15 protein-coding genes are annotated in these 13,130 nt (G+C 59.3%); 10 read left to right on the top strand and 5 right to left on the bottom strand.

From position 1 onward, the window contains the following. Window positions 1–92 precede the first annotated feature (92 nt). Entirely contained in the window at window positions 93–752 is a 660-nt protein-coding gene (locus HF257_RS01025; RefSeq protein ID WP_185703978.1) for a hypothetical protein, read from the top strand. Window positions 753–1,028: 276 nt separating this feature from the next. Here the strand turns inward: HF257_RS01025 and HF257_RS01020 are convergent, their stop codons facing one another. From HF257_RS01020 to HF257_RS01000, 5 genes are all read right to left on the bottom strand, one after another. Next, window positions 1,029–1,346, bottom strand: a complete 318-nt coding sequence (locus tag HF257_RS01020) for a DUF6124 family protein (protein ID WP_185703980.1) — start codon at window positions 1,344–1,346, stop codon at window positions 1,029–1,031. Window positions 1,347–1,671: 325 nt separating this feature from the next. Further along, window positions 1,672–2,922, bottom strand: coding sequence for a flavin-containing monooxygenase (locus tag HF257_RS01015; protein WP_185703982.1), 1,251 nt, complete (start codon window positions 2,920–2,922; stop codon window positions 1,672–1,674). Window positions 2,923–2,954: 32 nt separating this feature from the next. Continuing rightward, a complete protein-coding gene (locus HF257_RS01010) occupies window positions 2,955–3,395 on the bottom strand; it encodes a type II 3-dehydroquinate dehydratase (protein WP_185703984.1) in 441 nt (146 codons plus the stop codon). A gap of 13 nt (window positions 3,396–3,408) precedes the next feature. Continuing rightward, window positions 3,409–4,389, bottom strand: coding sequence for an NAD(P)H-quinone oxidoreductase (locus HF257_RS01005; protein WP_185703986.1), 981 nt, complete (start codon window positions 4,387–4,389; stop codon window positions 3,409–3,411). Beyond that, complete coding sequence (locus tag HF257_RS01000; RefSeq protein WP_185703988.1) at window positions 4,386–4,808, bottom strand: RidA family protein; 423 nt, start codon at window positions 4,806–4,808, stop codon at window positions 4,386–4,388. Before HF257_RS01000 ends, HF257_RS01005 begins: the two co-directional genes overlap by 4 nt. Before the next feature lie 184 nt (window positions 4,809–4,992). Between HF257_RS01000 and HF257_RS00995 the strand changes: the two genes are divergently transcribed. From HF257_RS00995 to HF257_RS00955, 9 genes are all read left to right on the top strand, one after another. After that, window positions 4,993–5,967, top strand: coding sequence for a LysR family transcriptional regulator (locus tag HF257_RS00995; protein ID WP_185703990.1), 975 nt, complete (start codon window positions 4,993–4,995; stop codon window positions 5,965–5,967). A 334-nt stretch (window positions 5,968–6,301) separates the two neighbouring features. Beyond that, entirely contained in the window at window positions 6,302–7,819 is a 1,518-nt protein-coding gene (locus HF257_RS00990) for an amino acid ABC transporter permease/ATP-binding protein (RefSeq protein WP_185703992.1), read from the top strand. Between the two features lie 26 nt (window positions 7,820–7,845). Continuing rightward, window positions 7,846–8,718, top strand: coding sequence for a phytanoyl-CoA dioxygenase family protein (locus tag HF257_RS00985; RefSeq protein ID WP_185703994.1), 873 nt, complete (start codon window positions 7,846–7,848; stop codon window positions 8,716–8,718). Between the two features lie 28 nt (window positions 8,719–8,746). After that, window positions 8,747–9,577 (top strand): ABC transporter substrate-binding protein, encoded by an 831-nt coding sequence (locus tag HF257_RS00980; RefSeq protein WP_185703996.1) that lies wholly within the window; start codon window positions 8,747–8,749, stop codon window positions 9,575–9,577. A 53-nt stretch (window positions 9,578–9,630) separates the two neighbouring features. Further along, window positions 9,631–10,362 (top strand): class II aldolase and adducin N-terminal domain-containing protein, encoded by a 732-nt coding sequence (locus HF257_RS00975; RefSeq protein WP_185703998.1) that lies wholly within the window; start codon window positions 9,631–9,633, stop codon window positions 10,360–10,362. Window positions 10,363–10,371: 9 nt separating this feature from the next. Further along, entirely contained in the window at window positions 10,372–11,046 is a 675-nt protein-coding gene (locus HF257_RS00970; protein WP_185704000.1) for a DUF1028 domain-containing protein, read from the top strand. After that, on the top strand, window positions 11,043–12,197 hold the full coding sequence (argE, locus tag HF257_RS00965) for an acetylornithine deacetylase (protein WP_185704002.1): 1,155 nt from the start codon (window positions 11,043–11,045) through the stop codon (window positions 12,195–12,197). Before HF257_RS00970 ends, argE begins: the two co-directional genes overlap by 4 nt. Window positions 12,198–12,348: 151 nt before the next feature. Then, window positions 12,349–12,651, top strand: a complete 303-nt coding sequence (locus tag HF257_RS00960; RefSeq protein ID WP_185704004.1) for a type II toxin-antitoxin system RelE/ParE family toxin — start codon at window positions 12,349–12,351, stop codon at window positions 12,649–12,651. A 1-nt stretch (window position 12,652) separates the two neighbouring features. Then, entirely contained in the window at window positions 12,653–13,006 is a 354-nt protein-coding gene (locus HF257_RS00955) for an addiction module antidote protein (RefSeq protein ID WP_185704007.1), read from the top strand. Window positions 13,007–13,130: the final 124 nt, after the last annotated feature.

The raw sequence follows: 13,130 nt of genomic DNA, 5'->3' as shown, positions 1-13,130 counted from the left end.
CTGATAGTGTTTGTTCTGTATCGTTCATCTGAGCTTGTCTAGAGAGGAATAATCTATTTTGATCTTTTCAGCGCTTACCGATTGGAGTTTTTGTGCCAAAAATCAGAATCGTAATAATTGAAAGTCCGAATCCAATTGACCTATTCGATGGGCGATCCGAAGCAAAAGCTTTGAAGGCCACTTGTAACCTTATGGGGCATCAAGCGATTTCGTTTTTTGCCAAATCTAAAGCTGACTTTAAATCAATAATTAATTATTTGGCCTCGTCTGATTCGAGTCACGCCGAAAGATACCCGTCGTTACCTTTGTTTCTACATATTTCATCTCATGGGAATTCAGGGTGTGTAGCATTCGGAAATGATGTTGTAAAATGGGATGAACTGATAGAGAACTTGCTGCCCCTGCTCGGAAACTCCAGTTATGAAGGAAAGCTTGCTCTTTCGATATCCGCTTGTGGGTCAGGTGATAACTCTCTTTCGATTCATGCAAAGCATGCATTAGGGCGATCCGCCAAAGTTAAGATGCCTTCCTACATATTTTCAATTCTAGGAGATACTGTGCACTGGGATGATGCTCTTATTGGCTGGAGCCTTCTTTATCATAAGATTTCACAAGTTGGTATAAAGGATCGTAACGGTATCATTGATGCCATGAGAAAAATTCAAGCCTGCACTAACGTAAAGTTTTCCTACCGGCGCTGGTGTGAGAATAAAAAGAAATTTCTCCGTGGGCCTCCAAGAAAGGGTGGCTGACATGGTTGCTCACGACCCCAGGCGTACTCTGTACAGAAATAATCCTGTGCCGTGAACTGAGTTGGAAGCTGCTAATGTGAGTGACCACTTCTGGCCGTTAGCGGCCTCTCGCAGTTACAAGGGCAAATATTATTGCCCATCGTAGCGGCATATACGTAATCACATATCCCGACTGGAAAGCACCATGCCCCGCAGACCCCTGAGTCGTCACAACGCAACGACGACGACTCAGAGACCTGCCGGGCAATAGACTTGACGGTCTTAGGTTTGAGCTACTTACGCCTCCCGCTCCATCAGCCTATCCATCAACAACACCCCCAACTCACTCAACTGATGAATCGCCAGCGCCACATCGCGCTGCTTCCCCGTCAAATCTTCCGACAGGTCCAGTAACAACGCGGTGACCGAGGAAAAGGTTTCGTAGCTGTTGGTGATGAGGGTTTCAGTGCTGACGTCAGCGGCAACGCTGAACAAACTCGGGAGTGGCAACGGTGGGGCGGTTTCTGAATTGAGGTAGCGATCAATCGCACGATGCGCAGCCTGATTAAGCTTCAGGTCTGGTTGGTTTGGAGGATTCGGCGTGACTTTGAACATGAGCGCAATTCCTGAGTTGGGCTGACACCGTTTCGCTACTAAACGAAAGGGTGGCAGCTGTACGCAGGTTAGTAGACCGGGGAATTACGCAAAGCCGGCGCACCCGAAGGTGCCCTGCGCACAGCCGCCATCAAGCACAGACAGGAATGTCTGATTGATGAAGCTTGTGCACTAAACGTAATTCAACCAAGGGCTACTAAACCCGATCACTGAGTTTTCAGCGACCGGGCAACCTTAGAGACGCTCACTCAAGCGCACAAGCCGGCGGATTCTGACGCAAGCGTAGGCAAAGGAGCAAGGCACGGCCGCTTAGGACTTTCCTGTTTTACTGTTTGCTGTAGTTCATATAGTCATTCTGCAAAACAATATGATCCGCCACGTATTTGGCATCGTGCCAAACCCCATAAATAAACGACGACGCTCGGTTCACCAGGTTCGGCAACCCCAAGAAGTACACCCCACTCTGCGCCGAGATTCCGCGCTTGTGGAACGGCTCGCCTTTCTCATCAAAGGCATCCACCTTCAACCAGCTGAAATCGAACTTGAAGCCGGTCGCCCAGAGAATGGTCGTCACACCGGCTTCAACCAAGTCCAGGCTCAGGATCGGATTCACCAGGCATTCAGGGTCAGGCAACAACTCCCACGCAGAAGGCTCCAGCGGAAACGGCAACCCGTTGGCCTCGATATACGCATCCGCATCCCGCAGCACATCAAAATACGCACGATCCCCTTCGGCTACGTTCTCTACCAGGCCGGGTTGGAATGTCATCACGCCGTCCTTCCACTCCTGGGTAACGCCCACCAGGTTGATGCCCTGATGCGCCAACCGGCGAAAGTCCACGGTCTTGCCACCCTCATACCCACTGACCGCGAACGCTACGTGCTTTTTCTTCGGCTGGATTTTGACCTCATCCCACAAGCCCAACGCCCCCAGCCACCAGCAATAATCGCGGCCGCGATAGGCGCGGGGAGGTCGGTAGTGTTCGCCCACGGAGAGGTAAACGGTCTTGCCGGCTTTTTGAAGTTCTTCGGCGATTTGCGAGCCGGAGGCGCCGGCACCGACCACCAGCACGGCGCCTTCGGGCAGCTGGCTGGGGTTCTTGTAGGCAGAGGAATGCAGCTGATGCAATGGTGCGCTGGCCGGCACGATGTTCGGGATGGATGGGCGTTGGAACGGGCCCGTCGCGGCGACCACGTTGGCGGCGTCAAACTCGCCAGCCGAGGTGGTTACCTTGAAGCCTGGGCGGCCAACGTGGCGTTCCACCGATTGCACGTCCACACCGGTGCGTACCGGTGCCTGCAACTTGTCTACATAGGCTTCAAAGTAATCGGCCATGCGCTCTTTGGGCGGGAACGCTTCCGGCGAGATGCCTTCGAATTTAAGGCCGGGAAAGCGGTCATGCCAGGCTGGGCCGTTGGCGACCAGCGAGTCCCAACGCTCCGAGCGCCAGCGTTCGGCGATGCGGCTGCGCTCCAGCACGATATGCGGCACGCCCATCAGGGACAGATGCTCGCTCATGGCTACACCGGCCTGGCCAGCGCCGACCACCAGGGTGTTGATTTTTTCGACTGACATAGAGATTTCCTGACGATAGGTTGGGCTGAGGTTTATGTGTTTAAAAGTTCAGCCACGGCGGTGAGTGCCAGTTGATAACCCAACACTCCCAACCCGGCGATCACACCGGTGGCAGCCTTGGAGACGTAGGAGTGATGCCGAAAGCTTTCGCGCTTCCAGATGTTGCTCATGTGGGCTTCGATGATCGGGCCGTCGAACGCCAGCAGCGCATCGAGGATCGGCACCGAGCTGTAGCTGAGCCCGGCGGCGTTGATCACGATGGCGTCGGCGTGCAGGCGCGCTTCCTGGATCCAGTCCACCAGCACGCCTTCGTGGTTGCTCTGGCGAAACGCCAGGCTCAGGCCCAGCGTGGCAGCGAGGTCCTGGCAGCGTGCTTCGATGCAGGCAAAGCTTTCGCTGCCGTAGGTGCCGAGCTTGTCCAGCCCGTAGAGGTTGGCGTTGGGCCCGTTGAGGAAAAACACGCGATGGGTCATGGGGCTCTCCAGTTTATTGGGCGACGGTCAGCACGACTTTGCCGACATTGGCATTGGCTTCCAGCAGGCGATGGGCATCGGCGGCCTGGCACAGCGGCAGTTGCGCGTGGAGCTGCGGCGCGACCAGGCCGGATGCCAACCAGGGCAACATGCGCGAGCGGATACACACCGCCAGCCGGGCTTTTTCTGCGTGGCTTTTGGGGCGCAGGGTCGAGGAGGTAAGGCTGAGGTTCTTGCGCATCAGTACCTGCAAATCCAGTTCGATGTTGGCGCCTTGCAGGAACGACAAGCTCACATGCCGCCCACCCATCGCCATCGCCGCCAAGTTGCGCGTCACGTACGGGCCGCCGATGTTATCCAGCACCACGTCCACGCCGCGCCTATCGGTGCAGTCGTTGACCACACAGACGAAGTCATCGAGGTGGCGATCAATCGCGCGCCACACCCCCAGTGCTTGCAACATCGCTACCTTGTGCGGGCCGCCAGCGGTGGCGATCACCCGCGCACCGGCGGCATGCGCGCATTGCACGGCAAAGCTGCCGACGCCGCTGGCGGCACCATGGATCAACACGGTGTCGCCACTGCTCAGGCGGCCCAGTTCAAACAGGTTGTGCCACACCGTAAAGGCTGCTTCCGGCACCCCGGCGGCAGCCTCCAGCGAGAGCCCCGCAGGCACCGGCAAACAATGGGCGGCCTGGGCGACGCAGTACTCGGCGTAGCCACCGCCATTGAGCAGCGCCATCACGCGGTCGCCCACGGCCAATTCATCCACGCCACTGCCCAGCGCCACCACGATGCCGGCGGCTTCCAGGCCCAACACATCAGTGCTGCCGGGCGGCACCGGCGCGCCGTTGCGCTGCATCAGGTCGGGACGATTGACGCCGGCGGCCACAACGCGAATCAACACTTCGCCAGCCCCGGGTGTCGGCACCGGGCGCTGCACAAGCTCCAGCACCTCAGGCCCACCCGGCTCGCGGGCAATGACGGCTTTCATACGCTCCAGTCATCCGGCACGACGGCGATCACATCGATCTCCATCAACCACTCTGGCTGACCCAGGCCCGAGATCACCAAACCGGTGGAGATCGGGAATACGCCCTTAAGCCATTTGCCGACTTCCTGGTACACCGGCTCGCGGTAGCGCGGGTCGATCAAATAGGTGGTGGTCTTGACGATATGGCTCAGGTCACTGCCGGCCTCTTCAAGCAGTTGCTTGACGTTTTTCATCGCCTGTTCGGCCTGGGCACGCGGGTCGCCAAGCCCCACCAGATTGCCCTCGAAATCCGTGCCGATCTGGCCGCGCACATAAATGGTATTGCCCGCACGCACGGCCTGGCACAGGTCGTTGTCCAGGCTCTGGTTGGGGTAGGTCTGCTTGGTGTTGAACATGCGGATGCGGGTATGGGTAGGCATGACTAATGGCTCGTCGGAAGCGGGATAAAACCAGCTTCACACCGCCATCGTTCTAGCGAAACCAGCATTTATGCGGGGTAGTGCTTAGGAAAAACCGAACCCCGTACCCCTCATCGGTTGGCACTATTACCCGGCATGAACCGTGCAATGTTGCCGGTACAGTCATTGTTGAGGTGAAGGCGTAATGCTCAGTCGTATTACTCAGCGCCAACTGGAATATTTTGTCGCGTCCGGCGAGGCCGGCAGCATCAGTGCTGCGGCGGAACGCATCCATGTGTCATCACCGTCGATCTCGGCGGCAATCACCCATATGGAGGCGGAACTGGGCATCCAGCTGTTTATCCGGCATCACGCCCAGGGCATTTCGCTGACGGCGGTGGGGCGGTTGGTGATGCAGGAAGCCAAGTTGATCCTGGAGCAGATGACCAACCTCTACACCATCGCTTCCGAATCGCTGAACACCGTGCGCGGGCCGTTGCGGGTGGGCTGCCTGGAGTCGCTGGCGCCGATGATCACTCCGGAACTGGTGTTTGGTTTTGGCCGTGCGTTTCCCGGCGTACGGCTGACCCAAGCCGAGGGCAACCACGAGGAACTGCTGGAAAAACTGCGCAGCGGCGAGCTGGATATCGCCCTGACCTACGACCTGGTGACCAGCCCGGACATCGACTTCCAACCCCTGGCGCAGTTGCCGCCTTATGTGATGGTCGGTGAGTACCACCCGCTGGCGAGCTTGCCGGCAGTGAGCATGCAGGACCTTGAGGCCTACCCGGTGGTGCTGCTCGACACGCCCTGGAGCCGCGACTATTTCCTCAGCCTGTTTATCCAGGCCGGCACCACGCCGAACATCATCATGCGCTCCACCAACCTCGAAACGGTGCGCGCCATGGTGGGCAACGGTATTGGCTATTCCTTCGCGAATGCGCGGCCAAAATCCAACCTGTCCCAGGACGGCAAGCGGGTGATCCGCCTGCGCCTGGCGGGCACTCATCGGGCCATGCAACTGGGTTACGCCACTGCCAGCAACACGCAGCTGTCGCGTGTGGTGTCGGCGTTTGCCGAGCGTTGCCGCATGTTTGTGTCCGACCAGTACATCCCCGGCATGGCGCCGCCGAGCTTTTTTGACCCGCATGCGGTGCGGGTCATGAGTGAGGTGGGTTGAACGCGCACCAATAAGTGGCATGTGCGGTGTGCTGGGTTTGCCTGTGCACCATCTTGGCTGGTGCGCACGATCCCAGAACAACGGAGATCAAAAATGTGGGAGCGGGCTTGCTCGCGAATGCGCTGTATCAGTCAGTACATCAGTCACTGACAGAGCGCATTCGCGAGCAAGCCCGCTCCCACATTTGATCTTCGTTCACCGGGTTTCTGCGTGGTTTTTGGCTGCATAGGTTCTGCCTACCCAGTGCCCCGGCTTTTACGAATTGACCCTAACCCCCTCCCGCCACGACTCTCAACCCATCGATGTAGATCAACTTATTCAGGGCACAGCGACGATGACATTCGACTGGAATTACATGTTTGGTTTGCTGGGCGATGCCGAGTTCTGGCGTGCGACGTGGACGGTAATCAAGCTCAGTACTTTGACCTGGATCTTGAGCATCGGCCTCGGCTTTCTGTTGGCGCTCGCCAAGCAATCCAAACACGGCCTGCTCAGCGTGCCGGCCCGTGGCTATATCTGGTTGTTCCGCAGCCTGCCGTTGTTGGTGCTGCTGATCTTTATCTACAACCTGCCGCAAGCACTGCCAGGTACTTCGGCGATTTTGGCCGACCCGTTCTGGTCCGGTCTGTTGGCGCTGGTGATCTGCGAAACGGCCTACGTCGCCGAGATCCATCGTGGTGGTTTGCTCTCGATCCCCAAAGGCCAAGGCGAAGCGGCACGGGCGTTGGGCCTGAAGTTTTTCGGCACCCAATGGCGTGTGGTGATTCCCCAGGCGTTGCGGGTGGCGTTGCCCTCGCTGGCGAATGAATACATCTCCATCGTCAAGCTCACCTCCCTGGTGTCGGTGATCTCCCTCACCGAAATCCTGATGGTCGGCCAGCGCCTGTATTCACAGAATTTCCTGGTGATCGAAACCATGGCGGCGGTGGCGTTCTTCTACGTCTTTATCGTCACCGTGTTCGACTTCCTGCTCAAACGCCTGGAGCGCTTTCTCGATGTCAACCAGCGCAACGTTTCCCGCGTGCCGGATGCCGAAGTGCTGGCATTGGCCATGCAACAGCGCACCGCGTTGCAGCGCCCGATCACCAACGGCGAACCTGCGCTGCAAGCCGCACGGCTGCACAAGGCCTACAACGATATCGAGGTGCTCGGCTCGGTGAATCTGCAGATCCAGCCCGGTGAAGTGGTGTCGGTGATCGGCCCGTCCGGCTCCGGCAAGACCACGCTGATCCGCTTGCTCAACGGCCTTGAGCAACTGGACAACGGCGAGATCCGGATCAACGGCCAGCCCTTCATTCACCTGAACAAAGTCGGTGCGCAGAAGCCCCAGTACATCGAACACGCCGAGCACCGCCTGAACATCGGCATGGTGTTCCAGAGCTTCAACCTGTTCCCGCATTTGAGCGTGCTCGACAACCTGCTCATGGCGCCCAAATACCACCGCCTGGGCGCAACCTCCGAGCTGAAACAGCAGGCGTACGCGTTGCTGCACAAGGTGGGCATGCTCGACCACGCCTGGAAGTACCCGCATCAATTGTCCGGCGGCCAGCAACAGCGCGTAGCCATCGCCCGCGCCCTGATGATGCGCCCGCAAATCATGCTGTTCGATGAGCCCACCTCGGCGCTGGACCCAGAGAAAGTCAACGAAGTGCTGCAAGTGATCGAAGCTCTGGCCGAGGAGGGCATCACCATGGTGATCGTCACCCACGAGATGAACTTCGCCTTCAAGGTCTCCGATCGCATCGTGTTCATGGAGAAGGGTCGCGTGGTCTGCGACGACTCGCCGGATGCCTTGCGCAGCGGCCACAACCCACGCGTGGAGGCGTTCCTCAAGGACGTCTCGCTGGCGTGATTTCTTTAACGTTCAGGAAAACTAAAATGATCTCGCAATCGCACATCGAACAATTCCAGCGCGACGGTTTCTTGGTGGTCGAAGACGTGTTGTCGCCGGACGAAGTCGCCGCCCTGCAGCACGATTTCGACCAGTGGGTAGAAGAAAGCCGCCGCCATGATCAGGGTTGGGGCGCCACCGTGGATGGCCGCGAGCGCTTTGACCTGGAGGGTGACCACCGCGCCGATCACCCGTCGCTGCGTCGGGTCAGTTCGCCCACCGAGATTTCCCCAGCGTATGAGCGCGTGGCGTTGCAGTCGCGCATGGCGGCGATTTCCGCGCAGCTTATCGGCGGCAATGGCGCGCGTTTTCACCACAGCAAGATCAACTCGAAACTGCCCCACACCGCGACGCAGGTGAAGTGGCACCAGGACTTCTTGTTCACGCCCCACAGCAACGACGACATCGTTACTGCCTTGTTGATGGTCAGCGAAGTGACCCCACAAAATGGCCCGTTGAATGTGATTCCCGGCAGCCATAAGGGCCCGCTGTGGTCTCACTGGCAGAACCAGCGCTTCACCGGTTCCGTGGACGATGCCGTCGTTGCAGAACACTGCCAGCAACCGGTGGCCTGCTACGGCCCCGCCGGCTCTGTGTGCTTCATGCACACGCGTCTTTTGCATGCTTCCAGCCCTAACGAGACCGAACTCCCGCGCACTCTGTTCATCAGCGTATACGCCGCTGAAGACGCGCTGCCATTCGGCGAAAACCCGTTGCCCAGTGCACACGCCGGCCTGTTGGTGGCCGGTGAAGAGAGCGGCTTGGTGCGCTCCACGGACAACCACATGCGCTTGCCGCAGAAACCCCGTGGCGCCTCGTTCTTCGTGCAACAGGCCGGACAAGATTCAGCCACTGCCTAACTTCCCTAAAACCTTGCGGGTAAAAACCATGACAGCGTTTCGTATGCGTGTTCGTCCAATTGCCGTCTGCCTGATGGGCGCAGCGGTTGCAATGACCTCGTTGGCAGCCTCGGCGTTCCAGCAGGAAGGCAAGATCATCGCCGGTTCCGACGTGACCTTCTTCCCTTATGAGTACATGGATAACAACAAGCCGGCAGGTTTCGATATCGAGTTCATGGACGGCCTGGGCAAGGTTATGGGGCGCAAGGTCGAGACCCTCGACACGCGCTTTCCCAACTTGATCACCGGCCTGCAAGCCGGGCGTTTCGATGTGACCAACTCGTCGATGTACATCACCGCAGAGCGGGTGAAGGTCATTGACATGATTCCGTATCTGAAAAGCGGCGAGTCGATCCTGACCCTCAAGGACAGCACCTTCCAGCCCAAGACCCCAGAAGAGTTCTGCGGCCACAAGATCGGCTCCATGGGCGCCACCTCGTGGCTGGCGCAGATGAACAAACTGTCGGCCGAATACTGCGTGGCCAAGGGCTTGAAACCGATCCAGATCAGCGAGTACAGCACCGACCCGCAGACCACCCAGGCCCTGTTGGCTCACGCCGTCGAAGCGCAAATTACCGACGCCGCCGTGGCCCGTGGCGTGATCGACAAGCTGGGCAGCCGCGTGGTGATTTCCTCCGACACCCTCATCTACCCGGTGCTCAACGGCTTTGGCGTGAAGAAGGGCAATGACACCGTGAAGAAAGCCCTGCTAGACGGCCTGGAAAAATACCGCGCTACCCCGGAATACGCGGCCTTGCTCAAGAAGTACAACTTCCAGGCACCCACTGATGCCGACATCGCGGCGCTGATGCCGCAGTAAGCCTACAGCGCGTGCCGCAGCCCGCTGCGGCCGCGCCCTGCGGAGACCGATTCATGGCGTTATCCCACGAAGAACAGACGCGCATCGACCTGGCGGCGACCTTTCGCATCATCGCGCACCTGGGCATGCACGAAGCGGTGGCCAACCACTTCAGTGCGGCGGTGTCGGCCGATGGCAAGCAGTTTTTGCTCAACCCGAAGTGGAAGCACTTCTCGCGTATCCGTGCCAGCGACCTGCTGTTGCTGAACGCCGATGACACGTCCTGTGCCGATCACCCGAACGTGGATGCCACCGCCTGGTCGATCCACGGGCAGATCCACCGGCTGTTGCCGCACACCCGCGCGGTGCTGCACTTGCACCCGGTGTACACCACGGCGGTGGCGTGCCTGGCCACGCCGCATATCCCGCCGATTGACCAGAACACCGCGCGTTATTTCAACCGCGTAGCCGTGGACGAACTGTACGGCGGCATGGCCGATACCGAGGCCGAAGGTGCACGCCTGGCCGGTTTGCTGGACGGCAAGAGCCGCCTGCTGATGGGCAACCATGGTGTGATGGTGACGGCATCGTCCATCGGCGAAGCGTTCGACGATATCTGGACCCTGGAACGCGCCTGCCAGATCCTCGTCACGGCGTGGTCCACCGGGCAGCCGCTGCGGGTGTTGTCGGATGAAGTGGCGGAAAAAACCGCACGGGGCTGGGAAGGTATCGCGGACTTTTCGCGCCAGCACTTCGAAGAAATGAAGCAGTTGATGATCGACGCTGACCCTTCCGTGCTCGACTGAGGAAACCCCATGACTTTTTCCGTTGTCGCCCGCTGCGCTGAAACCGGCCAGTTGGGTATTGCCATCAGCTCGTCGAGCATTGCTGTGGGGGCACGTTGCCCGTGGTTGCGGCCGGGCGTGGGCGCGGTAGCGTCGCAGAACATTACCTTGCCGAGCCTGGGGCCGCAGGGACTGGACTTGCTCGAAAGTGGCATGGCACCCAGTGAAGTGTTGGCCGCTCTGGCGGGACAGGAACACAGCGAGTATCGCCAGGTGACGGTGATTGATCACCTGGGGCGTACGGCGCATTTCAGTGGTGCCAAGACCCTTGGTATTCATCACGCGGTCAGCGGTGAGCAGTGTGTCGCAGCGGGCAATATGCTCGCCAATCCCGGGGTGATCGAGGCGATGGTGAGGGCGTTTGAAGACGCACCGGGGCATCTTGCCGACCGTCTGCTTGCGGCGATGCACACCGGTCAGGCTCACGGCGGAGAAGCGGGGCCGGTGCATTCGGCGGCGCTGATCGTGGTCGACGACCTTTCGTGGCCCATCGTCAACCTGCGCGTCGACTGGGCCGATGAAGACCCCATCGGCGCACTCGACCAGCTCTGGCAGGCCTATCGCGGGCAACTGCAAGACTACATCGACCGCGCGCTCAACCCGCAGATCGCGCCGGGTTATGCGGTGCCGGGAGACGACCGATGAACAGTCGCGAGTTGCTGGCGCAACTGGTGCGCTTCGACACCACCAGCCGCGAGTCCAACCTGGCCTTGATCGACTTCGTGCGCACCTACCTGCAAGACCACGGCGTGGCCTGCGAACTGGTGTACAACGCGCACAAGAGCAAGGCCAACCTGCTGGCGACCATCGGCCCGGCGGATGTGCCGGGCATCGTGTTGTCCGGGCACACCGATGTGGTGCCGGTGGACGGCCAGCGCTGGAGCGTGGCGCCGTTCGAACTTACCGAAAAAGACGGCAAGTTGTACGGTCGGGGCACGGCGGACATGAAGGGCTACATCGCCTGTGTGTTGGCCTGCGTGCCGGCGCTGGTGAAGGCGCCGCTGCGCATGCCGGTGCATATTGCGCTGTCCTATGACGAGGAAGTGGGTTGCCTGGGCGTGCGCTCGTTGATCGAAAGGTTTCACGGTCAACCCGTCAAGCCGCTGCTGTGCGTGATCGGCGAGCCCACCGAGCTTAAGCCGGTGCTGGGCCACAAAGGCAAGCTGGCGGTGCGTTGCGAGGTGCACGGTGCGGCGTGTCATTCGGCGTATGCGCCATCGGGTGTCAACGCCATTGAATATGCGGCGCGTTTGATCAGTGAACTGGTGCGGCTTGGCGAAGGGCTGAAGGCTCCCCAGCATCTGGATCAACGCTTTGACCCCCCGTTTTCCACAGTACAGACCGGGCTGATCAACGGCGGCAAGGCGCTGAATATCGTCCCGCAGAACTGCAGTTTTGACTTTGAAGTGCGCGCGTTACCGGCCCAGGACCCTTGGCAGGTTGCGCAGCAATTACAGCATTACGCCGAACAAATCCTGCTGCCTGCGATGCAGGCGGTGAGTGCGCAATCGGCGATCAGTTTCAGTGAACTGTCCAGTTATCCGGGGTTGGCGACATCGTTGGAAAGCCAGGCTGCCGAGTGGGTTGCGCAGTTCTGCGGCTCCCAGGAATTCGGCACCGTGGCCTTCGGCACCGAGGGTGGCCTGTTTGATCAGGCGGGTATCCCCACGGTGGTCTGCGGCCCCGGGAGCATGGAGCAAGGGCATAAGCCGGATGAATTTATCAGCGTTGAACAGTTGGCCGCGTGTGATCGGATGTTGGAGAGGGTGTTGGGATTTGTGAGCCGCCAGCGTTGAATCCACTCTCACTGTGGCAGGGAAACAAGCGCTAATAGAATCACCACGCTCCTGGTGTGAGGGCTGGACTAGGGTTTTTCAACCGGTTATCGCCGGAACTGAAAATTCGCTAGCACTCACAAGGAGTAGCCAGTAGGCTACAGGTGGCACAGTGACCAACTTGATCGGCAGGACGCCGGAGTTTGATACGTGGCTCGACGGTATGAGGGATGTGTGGGGGAAAACGGCGGTGCTGACCCGGTTGGACCGCGCCGAAGAAAACAACTTCGGCGACTGCGAGTCCGCAGGCGATGGCCTGAGTGAAATGCGTGTGTTTGTCGGGCCCGGCTACAGGATCTACTTTGTGCGCACGGGCATCACCGCCTACCTGATGCTGTGGGGCAGTGATAAAACCGACCAGAAACGAGGAATCAAACGGGCAAAAGAGATTCTCGATGCCCTGAGAGGTCAATGAAATGAGCGAATCAAAATTCAAACCCGAGGACATGCCAATCCTCGATCTGGACACCTCCGGCACCAGCGTCTACGAGGCCTCGCGCTTCCTCGACAGCCCGGAAGTGATCAGCGTTTACCTGGCGCAAAGCATGAAATCCAACGACCCGCAGATACTCATGAAAGCGCTGGCCGAAGTTGCCAAGGCCCAAGGCGTGAACAAGGTAGCCGAGGCGGCGGGGGTGAACCGGGAGAGCCTGTACAAGACGCTCAAAGGCGGTTCGAAAACCCGTTATGAGACGGTCCAGAAGCTCATGCTGGCGCTGGGTGTGGAGTTGACGGTGCAGCCGATTGCGGCCCCTAAGGCGCGAATTTGAACATTACAAAGATCTAATGTGGGAGCGGGCTTGCTCGCGAATGCGGTGTGTCAGCTTGAGCATTTTTAGCTGAACCACCGCATTCGCGAGCAAGCCCGCTCCCACACAAGCCAGCATCCACATT

It is taken from the genome of Pseudomonas cremoris (assembly GCF_014230465.1).
Note: the sequence above shows the minus strand (reverse complement) of the source record. Positions and strands in the feature narration are given on the sequence as shown.